This is a genomic window from Microbulbifer maximicatervae (SeqCode) (genome assembly GCF_052468155.1).
Window position 1 is genome coordinate 2,392,370 of sequence record NZ_CP174335.1, and the last position, 21,628, is coordinate 2,413,997.

Here is a 21,628-nt window from a genome sequence, read left to right on the forward strand (position 1 = left end):
GTATGGCATTGAAGTGAGTTGTGGTGTCTGCTCCTGGCTTGTCAAGGCTAGCCTTGGCTATGGAGGACAGTTCAAAGCGGTCTTTTTATTGATATAAAGGACGGCAGGCTTGTAATTGCTTGTTGTGGTATAAGTTGCCGCATCTTGGGAAATCTGCCAGCTGGCTTTTGCCGCCCCAATTGAGACGATGTCCATATCTTTTACCCGGCCCCATGCTTTTGACATCTTTATGTACTCAAGCAAGTGCATTGGCCACTCATGAGATTTGCGCGCTGCGTGGAATAGGCATTGGTTACCCCCTATTTGGCTAGCCATTTATACAGAGTTTGATTCAACGTTTTATGCGGTATCAATATGGATTGTCTTTGAGGCTACTACTTTTGTGGGTGCCCAGAATTGTTGGGATGAAGGTTTGAGATGGTAGTAGTACTAGTCAGCTCAACGCTAAACTGGTTTGTAGAGCTTCCATTTTCAATTCTTGAATAATGAGTATTGGTACTATTAAGCCTGTTTACTCACTTTACACCATATATCGTAGAAGCCTACTGATTGCATATAACCTGATATTTTATATTCGAGATCAGGTAACATTTCAAGATTGCCTACGCTGCTCATTACCTCTATTTCGTTTTCCTGGTCATCATGAATAGAATCAACAACCCGCCAAATAAAGAGAGAAAACTCTTCTGCTTCACTAGTGCTATTTACCTCTTTCTTTAGTATTTTAAGTATTGAGTCATCTTTGTATGATTTTGCATAGTAAAGCAGTAAGTCTTCAATGTGAGCATTTCTTTTAAATTCAATCATAAATAACCGGCACTTTTTTGGTTCTAGTAAAACTATTAATAAAAGATAGACTTATGTGGTTGCTCCCCCATTTGTCTGACGGATAACATGCTCATTCTAGACGCGCGCAAGATAGCTAAGATCTATTGGTGATCATTACCAATGAACAATGATTTCACACTTTGTGAACTTGCTCCATGAATTTTTTTGGTTGACAAAGAATTCCCTCAGAATGCTATTTTTTTCACATTTGTTAAGTACCTAGCAATGTGAAAGTTACCCCATTTACTCTAAATACGTGAACTATATATGATCAGGTACAAGATCTGCCTGCATAAGTTTCTGTAGGCTAAAAGCAGTATTCACTGAGGTAATAATTATGTTTACACGGAGGAAGTCTTACAGCTTTCTACTGGTTATAGCTTTTATGGGCTACTTTGTTTCTCCTCCTGCGTGGTCTCATGTACGCTGGTTTGTACAAAACGATGGTAATGCAGTTGAGTTTGAGTGGAATTGGATATATGCGTTAGTTCTTTTGGGGGGCTTTCTATACAGTATGGTGAATAGATCCTTACAGTCACTTGAGATAGTGGCAGTTCACAAAGCATCTAATAAATTTCCCTACCTCTGGTCCGACATAGGTCGTCACAAAATTTGGCATATCACGTCTGCATTGATTGGGTTAACCTTTGTTTTTAATTATTTTTCGGGTGTATTACTGGCCCCCAACCTGGAATTCTCTGCCACGCAAAGTCTTATTAATGAGTTTCAGCTAGTAATTGGTATTGTGTTAATTTTAGATGTCAGCCTAAGAAGCTCCGGGTATCTAATCTTCGCGCTTTTGCTCTCAATAATGGCTACTTATCCATTCTCAATCTGGATTGATTACGGCTTTGAATTTTTAGGGCTTTCACTGGCATTTATATTGTACCAAAAGCCAGATCTTGGACTGCTTGCTTTACGCAGCGGGCTAGGCCTTCAGCTAATGACTCTGGCAGTTCACAATAAGTGGCTCAATCCTCACTTGGGTCTTGAATTTCTGCAGCATTATCATTGGAACTTCATGTCTAATCTGGGGTGGCATTCTTTCTCCGATTTGACCTTCGTTTTTTCTGCGGGAATGGCTGAGTTCTGCTTTGGGTTGGTTATCTTGTTGGGGTTGGCAACTCTTACGGTATTAAGTTTCTTCATTTTAACCGCATCCATTCTCGGTATCCATGAGTTGATAGGGCATTTGCCAATACTTGGGGCTGGAATTCTACTGGTTGTATTTGGTGGAGGTTCTAATTTGAAAGATATTAGAGGAAATGGGTTTATCTCAGTTAGATCCTTAAGTGCCCACTAGGTACACGAATTAAATAACATATGGGCTTGAAAAAATTAGATGTCCGTAGATTTGACAGGGAGCCTTAGTGCTATTTGAGCACTAGAGCCCCTATCTCACTGGTAACTACCTATTTGTAGTCATTGACTAGTTGCCCATTTGATGACTCCTTGAATTGAGGATGCTCGTCATCGATTTCGTAAAAATCAGATTTTTCGCCAGTGAAAATATGCCCCATAGTTTTCAACCCGGTTGGGCCATCTAGTGATCCTGCAATAATTCCAGTTGCATCAAGATTAAATGGCTCCCAGAAGAGGCTTGAACCACATTGCTGGCAGAAGCCTCTGCGGGCTACTTCTGATGTTTTATACCACGCCAACCCGTCATCTTTTGTTATTTTAATGTTGACCTTGCGAGCCTTTGTATGAGGGCCGAAACTTCCATGTAGCTTTTGACACATACTACAGTGACAGTTAACTACGTTGCGTAGTGGCCCTTTAACCTCGTACCGCACAGCTCCACACAAGCAACCACCAGAAGTAATTGAATTCTCATTATTCATATATTGAGCCTGTAGATGTAAAAATTTATTTAAAATAAGAATCTAAATTAAGTATGCCTTTTTATCATCTATAAGATTATTTGTTTAAATTATAAACGCCAGTCTAATTAAGTGATGTAAACATAAATATTGATAGCTTGGCTAGTTATTTATCTGCTCGATCTAGGTATAAATTACAAGGCGGTAGTGGTTCTCTATTATGCACATATAGATAAATCAATAACTTAGTTTGCAGCGCAGATAATGCATTCTAGGTGCAATTCACTCGCGGCTATGCTTATAGTCTCTCCCTGGTTCAATATTTACGCCACATAGAAAGGCTCTTCGTAAGCAGTGGTGCTAAAAGGGGAGTATTCTCTAGTGAGATTCGAATACTTTGTGGGGGGGCATCGAAGCCCCTCTGTTTTAGTGGCTATTTATACAGCATTTGATACCAGTATCAATCTGGATAGCGTTTGAAGATACTAGTTTTGTACGTGCCCAGAATTTTTGATCTGGGGGATATATAGATAGTGTTTCAATTAGTGGGAGTCAAGGGAGACGCCGGTATCTACGGCAAGTTTTTCTAGAATCTTATAGTTAAGTGGCCAGCTATTAATAAGAGTATTTTTTCTTTTCTTTATTAAATAGTAAATAAAAATTATTACGCTTTGTGTATAGAATGGATTTTTAATAACTTCATTTTTAATTACGTCAGCTAAATATGTTTCTCTCTTAAGGAACTTCCTTATAGTTGAGTGAAGTTCTTTATTTATGATCTTACTAAAAACATCAAGTATTACAGTTGAGGATTTCTGGGCTGCAATGCTGTTAAGTCCAGTGTATTCCTCGTAAAGTGCGTCAAGTTTTAGTTGGAAGCTTAAGTTTTCTTCTGTATTTACATTTAGTCTGTTGTTAACATCCGAGAAGAAGTCATCCGTAGTTTCGATTAAGGCCATGCTTTTTGCTACGGTGCGATGAACCTCAGGCTTAACTAGGGTTTTAGCTTTATAAATGGCATCATGAGTCAGTTCAGCATAAGCATGTTGTAATAATGTTCTTATTTGTATTTCACATGGCGTATTCGGAATAATCTCAACGCCATTATGTGTGATAGTCTCCTTAGCCCTGACGACATAATGTACAGATTGATAAGTAAAGAGAAGAGGCTCTTTCTCCCTTTCGGAATGAAAATGACGACACTCTTTATAGTCCCAGGCACTTTGTTCAACTATTATGTTTGTAAGATCTTGGATTTGCTCCACTAAAAGCACTACAAATCTACATCCAACTTTGTCTTCAATTTCATCGTAAGGATTACAGTAACTCTTAGTATCTCTGTAATAAGCTTTATCCAAAAGGGAGTTTGAGTCTTTAACCCTATGGGCAGGGTCTTGCTTAAGATATGAAGTTAGATTTTTACCAGAGCTCTCAAGTGTTTCACATATTATAGATGAAACAAAGTCGCCCCATGCATCATACATAGGGGATTCACTACTCCATTTGTCTAAAAACTGTTCCTCGTTCATTCTTGGGCTACAATTTCATCTTTGACAATAATCTTAGTCCAGTTTACTGTATCACCATCATCATTTTTTTTCATCTCTTGTATGTCAATGTAATCTTTGAAAACATGCGATGGGGCAGTTAATTTAACATTCTTCCTGAAAGATAACTTCCGAGTTTTCAGCCTTCCTGAAATATGCTCGATGTCTTTTGTGAATGATGTAACTGGAATTTCTTTGTCCTCAAGGAATTCTGAGTATGAATCTCTAGTTTCTAAGTCAAAATAGCGAGCGGAGAATTCAGAAGGGTTAATTACATCCGAGTTCTCATGTTTTAAGTACGATATTAGAGCATTATGTAAATCATTCCTTTTTTCTACATTGATTTTCATGTCCTTTAAAAATTCGCATGTAGCTTCATAGAATTGTTTGGTTGTTCTGGCGCTCGTCTGAGGGTAACCACAGCCTAAAAAACTCGAATAAAAATAGCGTGCTGCCGCTTTCCCCTCAGCTTGACTAATCTGTGTATCAGCAATTAGGACATCCCATTTGGAGTTTAAATCTCTTTTTACTGCATCACTTTTTTTTTGGAAAAAACCTGCAGTTTTGTAGAGCCTTGTCGCAGGTGTTAATAATGCTTCTTCGATATACTGTAGTGAAATCTCTTGATTAAGTTCATTCACTGTTTTTTCGTAGGCGCTATGAATTTCAGCTTTCATTATTCCTACGAATTTTTTTGGAGTTGCTCCATATGTACCACTAAATACTACAATTATTCCGCCTGCTATGTCTCGTCTTTGCTGTGCGTCTGCTAGTTTGTTTGCGATTTCATGGGATAGAAAAATGTAGTCTTCATCATCGCTATTGCTAATGCGGTCAATCAAGTGAGGTAGATCTGTCGTCTCTTGATTCACGATTGACATGGGGACAGCTTTGGAGTCCGAGCCGATAGCATTAATAAATCGTGACTTAAAGGTGGTCATTGCCTCATGGTCAAATTTAATGAATTCATTGCTTTTGCTGGGGGGTATTTTTTTGCCATCTACATCACGTTGATGTATTTGATGAATTATAATTCTTTGTATCTGAAGCTTGATAACGTTCACTATTATTAATCCTTGGTTTCCCTTTTGGAAGTATATTCATTTTTTGATTTTAAGAATATGCTTCTCCACTCAGTGCTGTCCTTGCCCCATATTAGTTGATATTTTTTGAATATATCGTCTAGCTCAGGGGTTGGCTCTTGTGATTTTCTGTACCCCAATTCATTTTGTAGTTGATAGAGGGCTAATAGAGTTGTTTTTTGCCTGATCCAAAGTTTTTTGTAGTTAAAGAACGCATTCCAGCTGCTGATTGTTGTCAGTAAGGCACTAAAGAATAATGCTAAATTCTTTTGAATTTTAATACTGTCTTCGGGTATGTCCACTCCTAGTGTAAAGGTTATTATTGAGCCTAATGAAATCAAGGCCGCATTTATCCATTTAACTCTTGTTTTATTTTTTTTAACTTTGTTTTTAAGTGTTTGTATGCTTTTTGAGATTTCATTTTGTAGGAAATCTGCTTCAGATATTGCTTCAGGCACTTAAAATACTTCCCTTTACTTTAGCGCTTCATGTTAGTGGGCAAATTCTGTGTTTGATGATCTTTGTATTCTACATATTTTCTTTCACGATACTAGCTTGATGTATTTTTAAACGGTTAATTTATCTTACGTAACAGATTTATTTGTTGTCTCTAGATAAGTAATAATTTTTCATTGTAATTTAAGCTGTTTGCTGAGTTGATGGCATAATATAAAGGAATGTGGAAATTTAAAGTATCCTCCTAAATATTTATTAGCCCTCATTTCTTATTCTGTGTTGCAAGAAAAGCTTATAACTATCAATGACTTGATGCTTTAGTAGGTAAGTGTGGAGAAGTTAGATTGATGGTGAGCTTCACGCAGTTACGAAGCTTCGATTTGCTGTTATAGAGTTTAGTATTATAAGTTCGGTGCCGGGTACAGTACGGAGGTTCCAGTTTGGGGTGGTGGAGTGAGAAAGTTGCCGGCTGCTCTAGCGTTGCTAGGTATTTCGCTAGTTAATTACTTTGAAATGTTATTTCGGAGTGGGCCTATTAGATAAGTTTTAGGCTTTTAATGAAGTGACTTAATTGCAATTTACGACAACCTATCAGGTGTTTTAGAAAATTTAGGCTTATTAATCGTTGGGTAGTAGGGTGAGTGGCAGGCAATAAAAAACCCGCGAAAGCCTACGCTATCGCGGGTTTGAGATATGGTACCAGAGGCCGGACTCGAACCGGCACGCTTTTAAGGGCGGGGGATTTTGAATCCCCTGTGTCTACCAATTTCACCACTCTGGCACTTTCGCTGCTCGACCTTGGGGTCGGTGCGAAGAGGGCGTGATTATAGCAATGCTTTCGCTTGGGTCAACCAGTGATTTCAATAACTTAGCGCATTTTCTGTCGTCCTAGTTGAGGAGCCTCTGAGAAACTCCGTAATGCCTCTGTGGGTCTTGAGGGCTGCAGATGTTAGGCGCAGCTCGCCGCGAATGGCACAGTCCTTTGCAAGAGCTGCAACGTGGCAGCTGTAGCCCTCAAGGCCCACCCTTTGGGGCTTGCAGAGCAATTCACACTCGGCGTTGCGGCTTCTTGCAAGGTCTAGACATTCCTGCAAAGCCGCGCCTTGATTGTGAACTGCTCTGCATGCCAGAGGTATCACGGAGTTTTTCAGAGGCTCCTTAACAGCTCCTAAAATTTCCTATAACCTTCGCGACCTCTCCATAGTTTCTAGATTTCCAGGATTCCATGCAGCGTCAGGACTTTGACTTTCATCTGCCCGATGAGCTGATCGCCCGCGCGCCCACCGAGGAGCGCCGTGGCAGCCGTCTTTTGTGTCTGGATGGGCCCAGCGGGGCCATTGCACATCGGCAGTTCCCAGATATTCTCGATCAGGTCCAAGCTGGTGACCTGATAGTCTTTAACGATACCCGGGTGATCCCGGCGCGTTTGTTCGCGCAGAAGGAGACCGGCGGTAAGTTGGAAATCCTGGTGGAGCGGGTGCTTAACGAAACAGATATCTGGGCCCACGTGCGCTCCAGTAAGTCGCCTAAGCCCGGTTCCACCATTGTTCTTGAGGACGGTACCCGCATAGCGGTGACCGGCCGCAAGGATGCGCTGTTTGAATTGTCCTTCCCAAAAGAAGAGGGTGTGCTGGCGATTCTGGATCGCCTCGGCCATATGCCGCTGCCTCCTTATATTGATCGTGAAGACGATGCCAGCGATCGCGAGCGCTACCAAACCGTATACGGCCGCAATGCCGGTGCAGTGGCGGCACCGACGGCGGGGCTGCACTTTGATGATGAGATGATCGGCGCATTGCGAGATAAAGGTGTCGAGGTTGTCTTCGTTACCCTGCATGTGGGTGCCGGTACTTTCCAGCCGGTGCGCGTGGACAATATTTTTGAGCACCAGATGCACAGCGAAGTGCTGGATGTCTCCCAGGATGTGGTGGATGCGGTAACTGCTTGTCGCGCTCGCAATGGCAGCGTGATTGCGGTGGGTACCACCAGTGTGCGCGCGCTGGAAAGTGCGGCGCGCAGTGGCCAGTTACAGGCCACGGTGGGGGAGACAGATATCTTTATTTATCCCGGTTATGAATTCCAGGTTGTGGATAAGTTGATCACCAACTTCCATCTGCCGGAATCCACCTTATTGATGCTGGTGAGTGCCTTCGCGGGGTACCAGCACACGATGGCCGCTTATAAGGCCGCTGTTGAGGAGCGCTATCGCTTTTTTAGTTACGGCGATGCCATGTTTATTACCCGCGATCCCAATGCCAAAAAAGAAGAAGTCGCACCAGCGAAAGGAGATACCCAGTGAGCCGCGAATGTTTTATGCAGTTTGAAGTGGATACCACTGATGGCAAGGCCCGTCGCGGCCGCTTGCGTTTCCCTCGCGGTGTAGTGGAAACCCCGGCGTTTATGCCGGTGGGCACTTACGGCACCGTGAAAGGTATGTTGCCGAGGGATATCGAAGGGATCGGTGCACAGATTATTCTGGGCAACACCTTCCACCTGATGCTGCGCCCGGGTACCGAAGTGGTTAAAGCCCACGGCGATCTGCACGATTTTACCCAGTGGTCCGGCCCGATCCTCACCGACTCCGGCGGTTTCCAGGTGTTTAGCCTGGGTGAACTGCGCAAGATTACGGAAGAGGGGGTTTCTTTCCGCTCGCCTATCGATGGCAGCCCGGTATTCCTGGACCCAGAGGAGTCCATGCGCGTTCAGCGGGACCTGGGTTCCGATATCGTCATGATCTTCGATGAGTGCACCCCTTATCCGGCCACCACTGACGAAGCGCGCAAATCTATGGAGTTGTCTCTGCGTTGGGCGGAGCGCTCCAAGAAAGCTCATGGCGATAGCCCGTCGGCGCTGTTCGGTATTGTGCAGGGCGGTATGTACCCGGAGTTGCGCGATGTGTCCCTGCGCGGCCTGACCGAGATTGGTTTCGATGGCTATGCCATTGGTGGCCTGTCTGTGGGTGAGCCGAAAGAGGAGATGATCAAGGTCTTGGATCACCTGGCTCACAAGATGCCGGAAGATAAGCCGCGCTACCTGATGGGCGTGGGCAAGCCGGAGGATATTGTCGAGGCGGTGCGTCGCGGTGTGGATATGTTCGACTGCGTCATGCCCACTCGCAATGCGCGCAACGGCCACCTATTTACCTTCGAAGGTGTGGTGAAAATCCGCAACGCCAGGCATCGTCACGATACGGGTCCCTTGGAGGAAGAGTGCGATTGCTACACCTGTGAGAATTTCTCCCGCGCTTACTTGCATCACCTGGATCGCTGCGGTGAAATTCTCGGTGCACAGCTGAATACGATTCACAATTTGCGCCACTACCAGCGCCTGATGCAAAAGCTGCGCGATGCCATTGCCGCCAATGAGTTGGAGGCTTATGTCGCCGAGTTCTACCGTGGTCTGGGCCGCGAGGTTCCAGCGCTGGAGGCCTGATCAGGCGTCGCTTTTACCCTGCCTGGGGTGCTGCCCGTCTCATTGCGGCACCCCTGTAATTTGTCCGTTCCCACGATCCCCGTATAATCAGCCCCCACTTTTATTGGGGGCGGTGTACCTTGCATTCTGCGTATACTGCCCGCATATCCAGGCAAATTGCTTAGGCAGATTGCCAAGATTTACCGGCCCTCGGGGTCACACTAGAACAATGAGAACAGCATGAATCGCTACCCGATCTGGAAGTACTTTCTGATTCTCGCGGTTGTGGCCTTTGGCCTGATGTACGCCGCGCCCAATCTCTATAAGCCGGACCCTGCCGTGCAGATTTCCGGGCAATCCAGTGCACTCACCATCGGCCCCGATGTCCTTGCGAATGCACAAAAAGCCCTGGATGATGCGGGTATTGCTCACTTCGGCGGCGAAGTTGGGGACAAGTCAGTACTGATTCGCTTGAACTCCATGGAGGAGCAGTTGCCGGCTAAAGAGGCGATTCAAAAAGCGCTTGGAACCACCAACTATGTTGTCGCCCTGAACTTGGCTTCCACCACACCCCAGTGGATGAAAGATATCGGCGCTAGCCCGATGAAGCTCGGTTTGGACCTGGCGGGTGGTGTGCACTTCCTGATGGAAGTCGACACCAACACCATCGTCAAGAACAACATGGAAAGCTACGAGCAGGAAGTAAAGAGCAAACTGCGCGAAGCCAAGGCCCGTTACCGCAATGTGGAACTGGTAGATGATCGCGAGATTATTGCCCGTTTCCGCAACGATGAGCTGCGCAGCCGGGCGATGTCCACCCTGCGCAAGGAATTCCCGCAGCTTCAGTTGCGGGAGTCCGGCAGCGGCGAAAACCTGGAGATCCGCGCAACCCTGACCGATCAGGAAATCAAGCAGCTGGAAGATTACGCAGTAACCCAGAACCTCACTACCCTGCGCAACCGGGTGAACGAGCTGGGTGTTGCTGAGCCGATCGTACAGCGCCAGGGCCGTAACCGTATCGTTGTGGAGCTGCCCGGTGTACAGGACACCGCAGAGGCCAAGCGTATTATCGGTAAAACTGCCAACCTCGAATACCGTATGGAAGCTCGCCCGGATGAGCTGGTTTCCAACAAGGAATACTTCGATTACCGCGATGAGCGTCAGGCGCAGATGTACGGTGGTGCCTGGTTGGAGCGCCAGATCATTATCAAGGGTGACAGCGTTACCAATGCCCGCGTCGGTTACGACGAGAGCGGCTTCCCGCAGGTAAATATCACCCTCGACGCCCGTGGCGGCGAGATGATGCACCGCGCTACCTGGAAGAATGTCGGTCGCCGTATGGGCACCCTGTTTATCGAGACTCGCTTTGAGCCGGTAACTGAGATCGACGAAAACGGTAACGAAGTTACCGTGCAGAAGCGCACTGAAGAGCGAAAAATTATCAGCTTGGCTACGGTACAGAGTGCCTTGGGCAAGCAGTTCCGCACCACCGGTCTGGACAGCCCGGCCGAAGCCCAGGAACTGGCCCTGCTGCTGCGTGCTGGTGCCCTGGCTGCGCCCATGTACTTTGTGGAAGAGCGTGTGATCGGCCCATCCCTGGGTGCCGATAACATCAAGGTGGGTGTGCAGTCCGTACAGATCGGTCTGCTGGCTGTGATTATCTGTATGCTGATTTCCTACCGCGTATTTGGCTTGGCCGCAAACCTGGCCCTGGCGGTAAATATGATCCTGCTGGTGGCGGTTATGTCGCTGTTGGGTGCAACCCTCACGCTGCCCGGTATTGCCGGTATCGTATTGACAGTAGGTATGGCGGTGGATGCCAACGTGCTTATCTTCTCGCGAATACGGGAGGAACTCAGGAATGGGATGCCTCCCCAGACAGCGATCAGTGCCGGTTTTGACAATGCTTACAGCACCATTGTGGATGCGAATATCACCACCCTGATTGTGGCGGTGATCCTGTATGCCATCGGTTCCGGTCCGGTACAGGGCTTCGCGGTAACCCTGTCTATCGGTATTCTCACCTCCATGTTCAGTGCCATCATGGGTACGCGAGCAATTGTTAACTTGTTCTACGGCGGTCGCCGTGTGCAGAAGCTCTGGATTTAAGGGAGTCAGTCATGAGTGAGACCAAAGTGGATAACGGCAAAATTACCGAGTACATGGGCAAGCGCGTCTACGACTTTATGCGCTGGCGCAAGATCGCCGGGATTGTCTCGGTGGTGCTGGTACTTTCCTCCATCGCCGCACTGGCAATGAACGGCCTGAAGTTCGGCCTGGACTTTACCGGTGGTACCCAGGTTGAAGTGGGCTACGAGGTAACGCCTTTTATTAGCGACGTGCGCGATCAGCTGGAAGCAGCGGGTTACGACGGTGCCACGGTAGTGAATTTTGGTTCTGAGAAGGACCTGTTGATCAAGTTGCCCCCTGCGGTGACCGAGGAAGAAATCCAGATCAGCGCTACCGATCAGGAAACAACGACACCGATCGGTGACAAGGTTGTGGCTCTCCTGCGAGAGGGCAGTGAGGGTGATGTTGAGCTGCGCCGTGTCGAGATGGTGGGCCCACAGGTAGGTGCCGAGCTGCGTGACGACGGCGGCCTGGGCATGATGCTGGCCCTGTTCATGGTGATGATCTACGTTGCCCTGCGCTTCCAGTACAAGTTCTCTTTCGGCGCTGTAGCGGCTCTGGGCCATGATGTGATTATCGTGCTGGGCTTCTTTGCGGTGATGGGATTGGACTTCGATTTAACCGTACTGGCGGCAGTACTGGCGGTGATCGGTTACTCCCTGAACGATACCATCGTGGTATCGGACCGTATCCGTGAGAACTTCCGCAAGGTGCGAAAGGCTGAATCTGAGGAAATTATCAATATTTCTATCAGCCAGACCCTGGGTCGTACCTTTATGACGTCCTTCACCACCTTGCTGGTGCTGTGGGCGCTGCAGTTCTTCGGTGGCGAATTGATCCACAACTTCTCCCTGGCCTTGATCGTGGGTGTGGTTGTGGGTACTTACTCCTCTGTTTACGTAGCTGCCAACGTGCTGATGGCTTTGAATATCAACAAAGAAGATCTGATGCCGCCGGTGAAAGAGGGTGCGGAACTGGAAGAAATGCCCTGATGTGAATGAGAAGTGGCTGCGTTGACGCGGCCATATTCGAGCGGCCCCGGCCGCGCTTTGCTGCTGGTCAGCGGAGCGCCGTCGGGGTTTTTTATTGCGCGGAGGTTAGGCTCTGGGCTTTTTGCCGAGGGTGATGTGCTTGGGGCCGGAAGTGTTGGTCTGGCCGCTTACCCCTTTGGGCACCTGCTCGATCTCACCGCCACCGGCGAGGAACGCCTTTACCTGCTCCTCGATGCTTTCGCTGGTCTCGAGGGGAGCGGCTTGTTTGCGATTGGAGGAAGAGGAAGGTTTCTTGGCCACGGCGCTATCCGGTTTTTATGTGTAAGCGGGCCATATTAGCACGGCTTGCACAAAAAATCACCCAAGTGGCCAGACTCTGCACATAGCGGGTGTTTTGTCGACAGCTTTCGAATAATTTTGTCGTTTTTGGATAAATCGGGCCGCTTTGAGGCAGCCCGGAAGATAGTGCGTTATTCGGCTTCTTCTGTGGTCTCTTCGGTTTCCAGCGGCCAACCGCCCATCTCTTTCCACTTGTTCACGATGCCGCAAAACAGGGTTGCGGTTTTTTCTGCGTCGTACTCGGCGGAGTGGGCGCAGTTGTTATCAAACTCGATTCCAGCAACCTGGCAAGCTTTGGCTAATACGGTCTGGCCGTAGGCGAGGCCGGCGAGGCTAGCGGTGTCGAAGCAGGAGAACGGGTGGAATGGGTTGCGCTTGATGCCGGTGCGCTCGACGGCTGCATTGACGAAGCCTAGGTCGAAGTGGGCATTGTGGGCAACCACGATGGCGCGGGTGCAGCTGTGCTTTTTCACCGCGCTGCGAATCTTGCGGAACAGCTCGGGGATGGCGATTTCTTCCGGCCAGGCGTCGCGGTCCGGGGATTCCAGGTCGATGCCAATAAAGTCGAGAGCGGATTGCTCAACATTGGCGCCCTCAAAAGGCTCCAGGTGGAAACTGTGGGTCTCCAGCGGGAAGAGGTTGCCGGAGTCATCCATGTCGAGGATAACCGCAGAAATTTCCAGCAGTGCATCGGTACGGGCGTTAAAGCCGCCGGTTTCAAGGTCGATGACCACGGGCAGAAAGCCTCGGAATCGCTGGGCGAGAGAGCTTTTTGGTCCTGTGGGTTCTTCGGCGGGTGTCACGGTGGTTCCTTGTAAATCTTGTCTTCAGGCCAGCAGCATTTGGCGCTGGTGGGGCAGGGTATTGTATTCGAATTGCGGCGCCTGCCGGGAGTGTTCTCCCTGCAGGCGCTGTAATCAGGGCACTCGCCGATTACGCAAGTTGCCAGTTTAAGGTTTCACCGGCTGCGAGGGGAATCAGATTTTCACCACCCATATCCAGTTTTTCCGGCAGGGTCCAGGGGCTCTTGACCAGGGTGATGGTGCCCTCGTTGCGCGGCAGCTCGTAGAAGTCGGGGCCGAACTCACTGGCAAAGCCTTCCAGCTTGTCCAGTTTGCCCGCGCGCTCGAATACTTCGGCGTATAGCTCAATAGCGGAGTAGGCGGTATAGCAGCCGGCGCAACCACAGGAGTGTTCTTTCTTGTGGTGGGCGTGGGGGGCTGAGTCGGTGCCGAGGAAAAACTTCGGGTTACCGCTGGTGGCCGCTTCGATCAATGCATTTTGATGGTAGCCGCGCTTGAGGATCGGCAGGCAGTAAAAGTGCGGCTGGATACCACCAACCAGCATATGGTTGCGGTTGTACAGTAGGTGGTGCGCGGTGATGGTTGCGGCAACGCCTTCGCGGGCGCCTTGTACAAACTCTACTGCTTGGGCGGTGGTGATATGTTCAAACACCACTTTCAGCGTGGGGAAATCATCTACCAGGCGGGACAGGGTTTTCTCGATAAAAGCCTGCTCGCGGTCGAAGATATCGATATCGCTGGTGGTCACTTCACCGTGTACCAGCAGCTTCATACCGCAGGCCTGCATCTCTTCCAGGGCCGGGTAGATGTTGGCGATATCGGTAACGCCGGAATCGGAGTTGGTGGTCGCGCCCGCTGGGTACAGTTTGGCGGCGATAACACCGGCTTCATGAGCCTTGCGAATAACGGCAGCGTCGGTCTTGTCGGTGAGGTAGATCACCATCAAGGGTTCGAAAGGGGTGTCGGCGGGAACATTAGCGTCAATACGTTCCTTATAAGCCACTGCACTTTCGGCATCGGTCACAGGGGGTACCAGGTTGGGCATTACAATCACGCGGCGGAATTGTTTTGCGGCATCGGGCACGGTGCGCCCGAGAGCGGCGCCGTCGCGCAGGTGAATGTGCCAGTCGTCGGGGGCGCGAAGGGTAATTTGCTCCGTCATGGTACTCCGTAAAGCTTCTTAGCGTAGTGAGTCGTTGTGCGGCGCGAATGCTACCCGAAGCTGTACAAAATTGCGATGCACGAAAAGGTTAAAAATCAATCAATTGTGCTTACTCGCGCCTTGGCGCTAGTCGATCGCGAGCTTAGGCGCTACAATCGCGCCCCGACAAAGAGTGTGGGTATTGTTGTGCCCGCAATTTACCGATCCTGGGCATATCTCCAAGAATAACTCCCCCAGACCGACACTAGTTTCGCGTAGTGGCATTCCCCGTCTCCGCGGTTTAGTCGTGGCGGCGTATTTCCGGCAGCAGAGGACAGCAATGAGCAAAATCGAAAAGGTGGTACTGGCATACTCCGGTGGATTGGATACGTCAGTAATCGTGCGATGGTTGCAGGAGACTTACGGTTGTGAAGTGGTGACTTTCACCGCTGATATCGGCCAGGGTGAAGAGGTGGAACCGGCCCGTGCCAAGGCCGAGGCCCTCGGGGTTAAAGAGATTTATATCGACGATCTGCGCGAAGAGTATGTGCGCGATTTCGTTTTCCCGATGTTCCGCGCCAATGCGATTTATGAAGGGGAGTACCTGCTGGGTACCTCTATTGCGCGCCCGCTAATTGCCAAGCGCCTGATTGAGATTGCCAACGAGACTGGCGCCGATGCCATTTCCCACGGTGCTACCGGTAAAGGTAATGACCAGGTGCGCTTCGAGCTGGGCGCCTACGCGCTGAAGCCGGGCATCCAGGTAATCGCTCCCTGGCGCGAGTGGGACCTGAACTCCCGCGAAAAGCTGATGCAGTACTGCGAGCAGCACAATATTCCGGTGGACTTCTCTTCCAGCAAGAAGAAATCCCCTTACTCGATGGATGCCAACCTGCTGCACATCTCTTACGAGGGCGGCAACCTCGAAGATCCCTGGGCGGAAGCCGAAGAGGATATGTGGCGCTGGAGTGTGAGCCCCGAGGCGGCTCCGGAAGAACCCACCTACATTACTTTGGGTTTTGAGAAGGGCGATCCCGTTTCTATCGACGGCGAGCGCTTAAGCCCTGCTACTTTGCTTGAGAAGCTGAACAAGTTGGGCGGAGCCAACGGTATCGGTCGTCTGGATATCGTGGAAAACCGCTACGTGGGAATGAAGTCCCGCGGCTGCTACGAAACACCGGGCGGCACCATTTTGATGAAGGCGCACCGCGCCATTGAGTCCATTACCCTGGATCGCGAAGTTGCGCACATGAAGGATTCCCTGATGCCGCGCTACGCCGAGCTGGTTTACAACGGTTACTGGTGGTCCCCGGAGCGCAGCATGCTGCAGGCTGCGATCGATGAGTCCCAGGATGTGGTTAATGGCGAAGTTCGCCTGAAACTGTACAAAGGCAGCGTGAGTGCTGTGGGCCGTCGCTCTGCGGACAGCCTCTTCGATGAGCGTATCGCTACCTTCGAAGACGATGCTGGCGCTTACGACCAGAAGGATGCGGAGGGCTTTATCAAGCTCAACGCCCTGCGTCTGCGCATTGCCGCAGGTAAAGGAAGAAAATTGATTTAGTTGATTTAGATCAGCAATCACCGGGCAAGGATGCGCTTAAATCCTTATCCGGCCAATAGTAACCACAGTGCCTCACACATTGTGGTTACACACCTTCTGTGGTGGGCCAGTCCCGCACAGTGGAACCGAATCTTAAAAGCAACGGAAGTAAAAACATGACGACAACGGTGGCAAAGACCGGCCCTGTGCCGGACTATGACTACAATATCGTGCGCCAGTTCACCATCATGTCCGTGGTCTGGGGCATTTTTGGTATGGGCATGGGCGTATTGATCGCAGCCCAGCTAGCCTGGCCTGAACTCAACGACTTTTGGCAGCCCTTCTCGCACTTCGGGCGCTTGAGGCCCCTGCACACCAACGCGGTAATTTTCGCCTTTGGTGGTAGTGTTCTCTTTGCCACTTCTTACTATGTGGTACAGCGTACCTGTCAGGTCCGCCTTTGGGGTGGCTGGCTGATCCCCTTCACCTTCTGGGGATGGCAGGCCGTTATCGTCGCCGCGGCAATTACTCTGCCGATGGGCTTCACTTCCACCAAGGAATACGCTGAGCTCGAGTGGCCTATCGATATCCTGATTGCCCTGGTTTGGGTTGCTTACGCGCTGGTGTTCTTCGGCACCATCATGAAGCGTAAGACTTCTCACATCTACGTGGCGAACTGGTTCTTCGGTGCTTACATCGTAACTATTGCTGTTCTCCATATCGTTAATAACCTGGAGATTCCTGTTGGCCCGTTCAAGTCCTACTCTATCTATTCGGGCACTAAGGACGCAATGATCCAGTGGTGGTATGGCCACAACGCAGTAGGGTTCTTCCTGACTGCAGCCTTCCTCGGCATCATGTACTACTTCGTACCTAAGCAAGCTGGTCGTCCGGTTTATTCCTACCAGCTGTCTATCGTTCACTTCTGGGCACTGATCTCCCTGTACGTATGGGCTGGTGGTCACCACCTGCACTACTCAGCGCTGCCCGACTGGGCTCAGAGCCTGGCGATGGTTATGTCCCTGATTCTGCTGGCACCTTCCTGGGGCGGTATGATCAACGGCATCATGACCCTGTCCGGCGCATGGCATAAGCTGCGCACCGACCCGACCCTGCGCTTCCTGGTGGTATCCCTGTCCTTCTACGGTATGTCTACCTTCGAAGGTCCGATGATGTCCATCAAGACTGTAAACGCTCTGTCTCACAACACTGACTGGACCGTTGGCCACGTACACTCCGGCGCTTTGGGCTGGGTTGCAATGATCTCTATCGGTGCTCTGTATCACCTAGTTCCGGTTCTGTGGAAACGCCGCGAAATGTACAGCTCCAAGCTGATCAACGCGCACTTCTGGCTGGCAACTGTAGGTACTGTTCTGTACATCGCCGCTATGTGGGTTAACGGTATTACCCAGGGCCTGATGTGGCGTGCATTTAACGCCGACGGCACCCTGACTTACAGCTTCGTAGAGAGTGTTGTAGCCAGCCATCCGGGCTATGTAGTTCGCTGGTTGGGCGGCGCCATGTTCCTGGTGGGTATGCTGCTGATGGCTTACAACGTTTACCGCACGATTACCGAGAAGGTAAACGATGCCGAAGCCGATAACACCGTTCGAGCAGTGCCTGCGGCATAGGAGTTTAGATCGTGAAGAATCATGACCTCGTAGAAAAAAACATCGGCTGGATGATCTTTTTCACCATTATCGCCATCAGTTTCGGCGCCCTGGTTGAGATCGTTCCGCAGTTCTTTACCAAGGATAACTACACGCCGCTGCCGGGGCAGAAGCCGCTGACAGCAATGGAGCTGGAAGGTCGCGATATCTACATTCGCGAAGGCTGCCACGTTTGCCACACTCAGATGATTCGTCCTCTGCGTGCGGAAGTTGAGCGTTACGGCCACTACTCCATGGCTCAGGAATCCATTTACGAGCACCCCTTCCTGTGGGGCTCCAAGCGTACCGGTCCAGACCTGGCGCGCGTAGGTGGACGCTACTCTGATGAATGGCAGCGCGCGCACTTGTACAACCCGCGTAGCGTTGTGCCTGAGTCAATCATGCCTGCTTACCCCTGGTTGTTCGACAATGTGGTAACTGGCGAATACACCGCACGTAAGATGGAAGCGCTGCGCTTCGTCGGTGTGCCCTACACCGATGACGACATCGCCAACGCCGCTGAGCCTTTCAAAGGTGGCAAGGTCAAGGAAATTGACGCGCTGGTCGCTTACTTGCAACAGCTGGGTACCCTGGTTACCCAAAAACGCTAATAGCGAGGAAGGAAACTCGTGACTATTGAAACTTTGCGGGAAATCGGTCTGGTTCTGGGCTCTGTGGCTTTTCTGGCTATCTGCTGGTGGGCCTTCTCTCCGAAGCGCAAGAAGCGCTTCGAAGAAGATGCCAATTTGCCATTTGCCGATGAAGAGCGACAAGCCGACAAGGACAAGTCGGCCGCTCAGCAGGACGAATCCAATTCCGGGGATAAACCCGGAGCCAATCGAAAACAGGGGCAGGATAAGTAATGAGTACATTCTGGAGTGTGTGGGTAATTGTGCTCACCCTCGCCAATCTGGCGTTGATTACCTGGGTGCTGTTCGCCAACCGAAAGGTGGCAGTGGATGACCAGGCTGAACCGGAAAACAAAACCACGGGCCACGTTTACGATGGCATCGAGGAATACGACAACCCGCTGCCCAAGTGGTGGTTCATGTTGTTCATTGCCACCCTGGTGTTCTCTGCGGGATATCTGGTGGTTTACCCGGGTCTGGGTAACTTCAAAGGTGTCGGCAACTGGACTTCTGTCGGTGCATTGGAAGCTTCCCAGGCCAAGGCTCAGGAGCGATTCCACGAGACCTTCGGTAAGTACGAAAATATGCCGATCGAGCAGATTGCGCAGAGCCCCGAAGCCCTCAAGATGGGTTCCCGGATCTTCGCTAACAACTGTGCGGTATGTCACGGTGCAGATGCCGGCGGTAACTTTGGCTTCCCGAACCTGACCGATAACGCCTGGCTGTACGGCGGCACCCCGGAGAAAATCCTGGAAACCCTGTACAACGGTCGTCAGGGCATGATGCCTCCTCAGGGTCCGGTGATCGGTGAAGAAGGTGTTAGAAATGCGACAGAGTATGTTCTCTCCCTGAACGGCCTGGAGCACGACACCGCCATGGCAGCCGAAGGTCAGAAGGTATTCAACACCGTGTGTATGGCTTGTCACGGTATGGATGCCAAAGGCAACCAAATGCTGGGTGCGCCGAACCTGACCGACGACATCTGGCTGTACGGTAGCAATCGCGAACAGATCCAACACACTATTCGCGGTGGTCGTACAAATATGATGCCCGCGCAAAAAGATAAACTGCGTGAAGACAAAATCCGCCTCGTAGCGGCCTATGTCTACAGCCTGTCGCAGCAGGAAGAAGAAAAGCAGTAATTAACTATTGAGGCCCGGCATTTGCTGGGCCTTGTTTTATCAAGGGACTCCGGGCGCTGCAGGGACGGAGAAAAAAGCCTCAACATAAGGGGCTACCTGGCCCACGTACAAGATGTGCCCGTGCGAGAGTGAGGTTTGTGTGAGTGATTTAATTCCAACCCGTGAGGAACAGGAAGGTGATGGCGAAGTTCGCTATCGCATGCTGTATGAGTCGGAAGACAAAGTCTACATCCGACATATCAAGGGTGTTTTCACCCGTGTTCGCAAATATACCGGCCTGCCTTTGCTGCTGGCTTTCTTCTTCCTACCTTGGATCAATATCGACGGGCGCCAGTCGGTCTTCTTTGATCTCCCCACCCGCCAATTCCATATTTTCTGGACTACTTTCGGCCCCCAAGACGGCTTCCTTCTAGGTTGGCTGCTGATCATTGCCGCCTTCGCGCTGTTTGCGGTCACCACTTTGCTGGGCAGGGTGTGGTGTGGCTTCACCTGTCCGCAGACCGTCTGGACCATGATGTTTATCTGGGCAGAAAGGGTTTGTGAAGGCGATCGCAACAAGCGAATGAAGCTCGATAAGGCCCCCTGGAACCTGGAAAAGGTTCTGCGCAAGGGTGGCACACACACCATTTGGCTGTTGATCTCGCTGGCAACTGCACTGGCATTTGTGGGTTATTTCTACGGTGTGCGCGAGCTGGTGGTGGATCTGGCGACGTTTAACGCGCACCCGCAGGGTGTTTTCTGGGTCGCTTTCTTCACTTTTGCCACCTATATGAACGCCGGCTTCCTGCGTGAGCAGGTGTGTAAATACATGTGCCCCTATGCCCGTTTCCAGTCGGTGATGTACGACGAGGATACGCTGGCGGTTTACTACGATGCCAAGCGGGGTGAGACCCGTGGTCCGCGCAAAAAGAACGTGGATTACAAGGCGGAAGGTATGGGCGACTGTATCGACTGCTACTGGTGTGTTCAGGTGTGTCCGGTGGATATCGATATCCGCGACGGCATGCAGTACGAATGTATCAACTGTGGCCTCTGTGTCGATGCGTGTAATAGCGTGATGGACAAGATGGGCTATGAGCAGGGCTTGATTCGCTTCACCTCTGAGGACGAATTGCAGGGTGGAAAGACCCGCTTCCTGCGCCCGCGCCTATTTGGCTACGCGTTGATACTGGTTGCGATGACCGGCCTGTTTGCACAGCAAGTGATGACTCGAAGCCCAATCGAGGCAGAAATCACTCGCGACCGCGGTGCTCGTATGTTCCGTGAGTCCCAGGGACAGGTGCAAAATGTCTACACGGTAAAAATCAACAATATGGATCAGGCTCCCCACGAATTCACCATAAAGGTGGAAGGTAAGCCTGAATACGATTACTCCATTCGCAAGCCGAAGACGATTTACCTGGTGCCTGGAGAGATGTTCTCCGTTCCCATTCGGGTAAGCGTTCCCAGAGACCAGCTGAAGGATACCAAGCACGATATCGAGATTGTTGTCCAAGCAGTCGACAATCCTGAGCTGGTTGATAAGCACCGAACGGTGTTTATTGGTCCAAAGCAGTAGACGGGACGCCAATCCCGTTGCAAAGTACGGGCCCGCCCAGGCGGGCTCGACTTTTGTGCACAAACGGTAACTTTTTGGTAACGCGATGAATGAATCAACCCCAAAACCCTGGTACCGGGAACCTTGGGCGTGGATGGTACTGGCCCCACTGATTACAGTGGTGGTTGTCTCCACAATTACAGTCTCGATAGCGGTGCGCTTTGCTGACGATAAAGTCAGTGATACTTACTACAAAGACAGCCGCATGTATCACTTCAGCGCCGAGCAGGACTTGCGTGCGAAAGAGCTGGGTTTGGCCGCTTTGGTCCAGTTTCAGCCGTCTGAAAAATCGGTTGTCGTGGAGCTGAATGGCGACCTCGACTACCCCAAGGCCCTACTGCTCACATTGAGCCACCCAGTGGAGTCTGACCTGGATAAGCATATCGAGCTTCTCCCAGCTCTCCGTGGGCCGCTACCAGGGCACTTTGCCTGAAGGCGTTGGGAATCGCTGGTATCTGCGCTTGATGCCGGAACTCGATCCCGATGCGCATCAGGACGCCAACTGGCGCCTGAAAGGTG

General features: G+C 50.3%; 21 protein-coding genes and 1 tRNA gene. 12 read left to right on the forward strand and 10 right to left on the reverse strand.

Features of this window, described 5'->3' with window-relative positions:
- Nucleotides 1–57: 57 nt before the first annotated feature.
- Complete coding sequence (locus tag ACJJIY_RS10305) at nucleotides 58–249, reverse strand: hypothetical protein (RefSeq protein WP_445359557.1); 192 nt, start codon at nucleotides 247–249, stop codon at nucleotides 58–60.
- Between the two features lie 252 nt (nucleotides 250–501).
- A complete protein-coding gene (locus ACJJIY_RS10310) occupies nucleotides 502–807 on the reverse strand; it encodes a hypothetical protein (RefSeq protein ID WP_445359558.1) in 306 nt (101 codons plus the stop codon).
- 406 nt (nucleotides 808–1,213) lie between these two features.
- On the opposite strand from ACJJIY_RS10310, the gene ACJJIY_RS10315 reads away from it, so the two are divergent.
- Nucleotides 1,214–2,131 carry a hypothetical protein gene (locus ACJJIY_RS10315; protein WP_445359559.1) on the forward strand — a complete coding sequence of 306 codons (918 nt, stop codon included), beginning with the start codon at nucleotides 1,214–1,216 and terminating at the stop codon, nucleotides 2,129–2,131.
- Nucleotides 2,132–2,240: 109 nt separating this feature from the next.
- On the opposite strand, the gene ACJJIY_RS10320 is transcribed toward ACJJIY_RS10315, so the two are convergent.
- The 5 genes from ACJJIY_RS10320 to ACJJIY_RS10340 all read right to left on the reverse strand — a co-directional run bounded on the left by ACJJIY_RS10320 (nucleotide 2,241) and on the right by ACJJIY_RS10340 (nucleotide 6,517).
- Entirely contained in the window at nucleotides 2,241–2,672 is a 432-nt protein-coding gene (locus ACJJIY_RS10320; RefSeq protein ID WP_445359560.1) for a GFA family protein, read from the reverse strand.
- Between the two features lie 521 nt (nucleotides 2,673–3,193).
- Complete coding sequence (locus ACJJIY_RS10325; RefSeq protein WP_445359561.1) at nucleotides 3,194–4,180, reverse strand: GTP pyrophosphokinase; 987 nt, start codon at nucleotides 4,178–4,180, stop codon at nucleotides 3,194–3,196.
- Nucleotides 4,177–5,262: a nucleoid-associated protein gene (locus ACJJIY_RS10330; protein WP_445359562.1), complete on the reverse strand. Its 1,086-nt coding sequence runs from the start codon at nucleotides 5,260–5,262 to the stop codon at nucleotides 4,177–4,179. Before ACJJIY_RS10330 ends, ACJJIY_RS10325 begins: the two co-directional genes overlap by 4 nt.
- A gap of 5 nt (nucleotides 5,263–5,267) precedes the next feature.
- Nucleotides 5,268–5,738 (reverse strand): DUF4231 domain-containing protein, encoded by a 471-nt coding sequence (locus ACJJIY_RS10335; protein WP_445359563.1) that lies wholly within the window; start codon nucleotides 5,736–5,738, stop codon nucleotides 5,268–5,270.
- A 692-nt stretch (nucleotides 5,739–6,430) separates the two neighbouring features.
- Nucleotides 6,431–6,517, reverse strand: a tRNA-Leu gene (locus ACJJIY_RS10340).
- A 444-nt stretch (nucleotides 6,518–6,961) separates the two neighbouring features.
- Here ACJJIY_RS10340 and queA point away from each other — a divergent pair.
- From queA to secF, 4 genes are all read left to right on the forward strand, one after another.
- Nucleotides 6,962–8,035, forward strand: a complete 1,074-nt coding sequence (queA, locus tag ACJJIY_RS10345; RefSeq protein ID WP_445359564.1) for a tRNA preQ1(34) S-adenosylmethionine ribosyltransferase-isomerase QueA — start codon at nucleotides 6,962–6,964, stop codon at nucleotides 8,033–8,035.
- A gap of 14 nt (nucleotides 8,036–8,049) precedes the next feature.
- Complete coding sequence (tgt, locus tag ACJJIY_RS10350) at nucleotides 8,050–9,168, forward strand: tRNA guanosine(34) transglycosylase Tgt (protein ID WP_445359662.1); 1,119 nt, start codon at nucleotides 8,050–8,052, stop codon at nucleotides 9,166–9,168.
- A gap of 219 nt (nucleotides 9,169–9,387) precedes the next feature.
- Nucleotides 9,388–11,256, forward strand: a complete 1,869-nt coding sequence (secD, locus tag ACJJIY_RS10355) for a protein translocase subunit SecD (RefSeq protein WP_445359565.1) — start codon at nucleotides 9,388–9,390, stop codon at nucleotides 11,254–11,256.
- An 11-nt stretch (nucleotides 11,257–11,267) separates the two neighbouring features.
- A complete protein-coding gene (gene secF, locus ACJJIY_RS10360; RefSeq protein ID WP_444894896.1) occupies nucleotides 11,268–12,269 on the forward strand; it encodes a protein translocase subunit SecF in 1,002 nt (333 codons plus the stop codon).
- Nucleotides 12,270–12,374: 105 nt separating this feature from the next.
- Here secF and ACJJIY_RS10365 read toward each other — a convergent pair whose 3' ends face one another.
- The 3 genes from ACJJIY_RS10365 to pyrC all read right to left on the reverse strand — a co-directional run bounded on the left by ACJJIY_RS10365 (nucleotide 12,375) and on the right by pyrC (nucleotide 14,573).
- The gene (locus ACJJIY_RS10365; protein ID WP_413664697.1) at nucleotides 12,375–12,569 is read right to left on the reverse strand and encodes a PFL_1563 family small protein; all 195 of its coding nucleotides are present in this window, start codon (nucleotides 12,567–12,569) and stop codon (nucleotides 12,375–12,377) included.
- 170 nt (nucleotides 12,570–12,739) lie between these two features.
- A complete protein-coding gene (gene rnt, locus ACJJIY_RS10370; RefSeq protein WP_282931564.1) occupies nucleotides 12,740–13,411 on the reverse strand; it encodes a ribonuclease T in 672 nt (223 codons plus the stop codon).
- Between the two features lie 130 nt (nucleotides 13,412–13,541).
- Nucleotides 13,542–14,573, reverse strand: a complete 1,032-nt coding sequence (gene pyrC, locus ACJJIY_RS10375; RefSeq protein WP_444891808.1) for a dihydroorotase — start codon at nucleotides 14,571–14,573, stop codon at nucleotides 13,542–13,544.
- Nucleotides 14,574–14,892: 319 nt separating this feature from the next.
- On the opposite strand from pyrC, the gene ACJJIY_RS10380 reads away from it, so the two are divergent.
- The 7 genes from ACJJIY_RS10380 (at nucleotide 14,893) to ACJJIY_RS10410 (ending at nucleotide 21,542) form a co-directional block, all read left to right on the forward strand.
- On the forward strand, nucleotides 14,893–16,113 hold the full coding sequence (locus ACJJIY_RS10380; protein WP_413664699.1) for an argininosuccinate synthase: 1,221 nt from the start codon (nucleotides 14,893–14,895) through the stop codon (nucleotides 16,111–16,113).
- A gap of 155 nt (nucleotides 16,114–16,268) precedes the next feature.
- Entirely contained in the window at nucleotides 16,269–17,723 is a 1,455-nt protein-coding gene (ccoN, locus tag ACJJIY_RS10385; RefSeq protein ID WP_413664700.1) for a cytochrome-c oxidase, cbb3-type subunit I, read from the forward strand.
- 11 nt (nucleotides 17,724–17,734) lie between these two features.
- Nucleotides 17,735–18,352: a cytochrome-c oxidase, cbb3-type subunit II gene (ccoO, locus tag ACJJIY_RS10390; RefSeq protein ID WP_413664701.1), complete on the forward strand. Its 618-nt coding sequence runs from the start codon at nucleotides 17,735–17,737 to the stop codon at nucleotides 18,350–18,352.
- Nucleotides 18,353–18,370: 18 nt separating this feature from the next.
- Nucleotides 18,371–18,604 (forward strand): cbb3-type cytochrome oxidase subunit 3, encoded by a 234-nt coding sequence (locus tag ACJJIY_RS10395; RefSeq protein ID WP_413664702.1) that lies wholly within the window; start codon nucleotides 18,371–18,373, stop codon nucleotides 18,602–18,604.
- Nucleotides 18,604–19,512, forward strand: coding sequence for a cytochrome-c oxidase, cbb3-type subunit III (gene ccoP / locus ACJJIY_RS10400; RefSeq protein WP_444906137.1), 909 nt, complete (start codon nucleotides 18,604–18,606; stop codon nucleotides 19,510–19,512). Before ACJJIY_RS10395 ends, ccoP begins: the two co-directional genes overlap by 1 nt.
- Nucleotides 19,513–19,651: 139 nt before the next feature.
- A complete protein-coding gene (gene ccoG, locus ACJJIY_RS10405; RefSeq protein WP_413664704.1) occupies nucleotides 19,652–21,070 on the forward strand; it encodes a cytochrome c oxidase accessory protein CcoG in 1,419 nt (472 codons plus the stop codon).
- 85 nt (nucleotides 21,071–21,155) lie between these two features.
- The gene (locus ACJJIY_RS10410; protein ID WP_445359566.1) at nucleotides 21,156–21,542 is read left to right on the forward strand and encodes a FixH family protein; all 387 of its coding nucleotides are present in this window, start codon (nucleotides 21,156–21,158) and stop codon (nucleotides 21,540–21,542) included.
- Nucleotides 21,543–21,628: the final 86 nt, after the last annotated feature.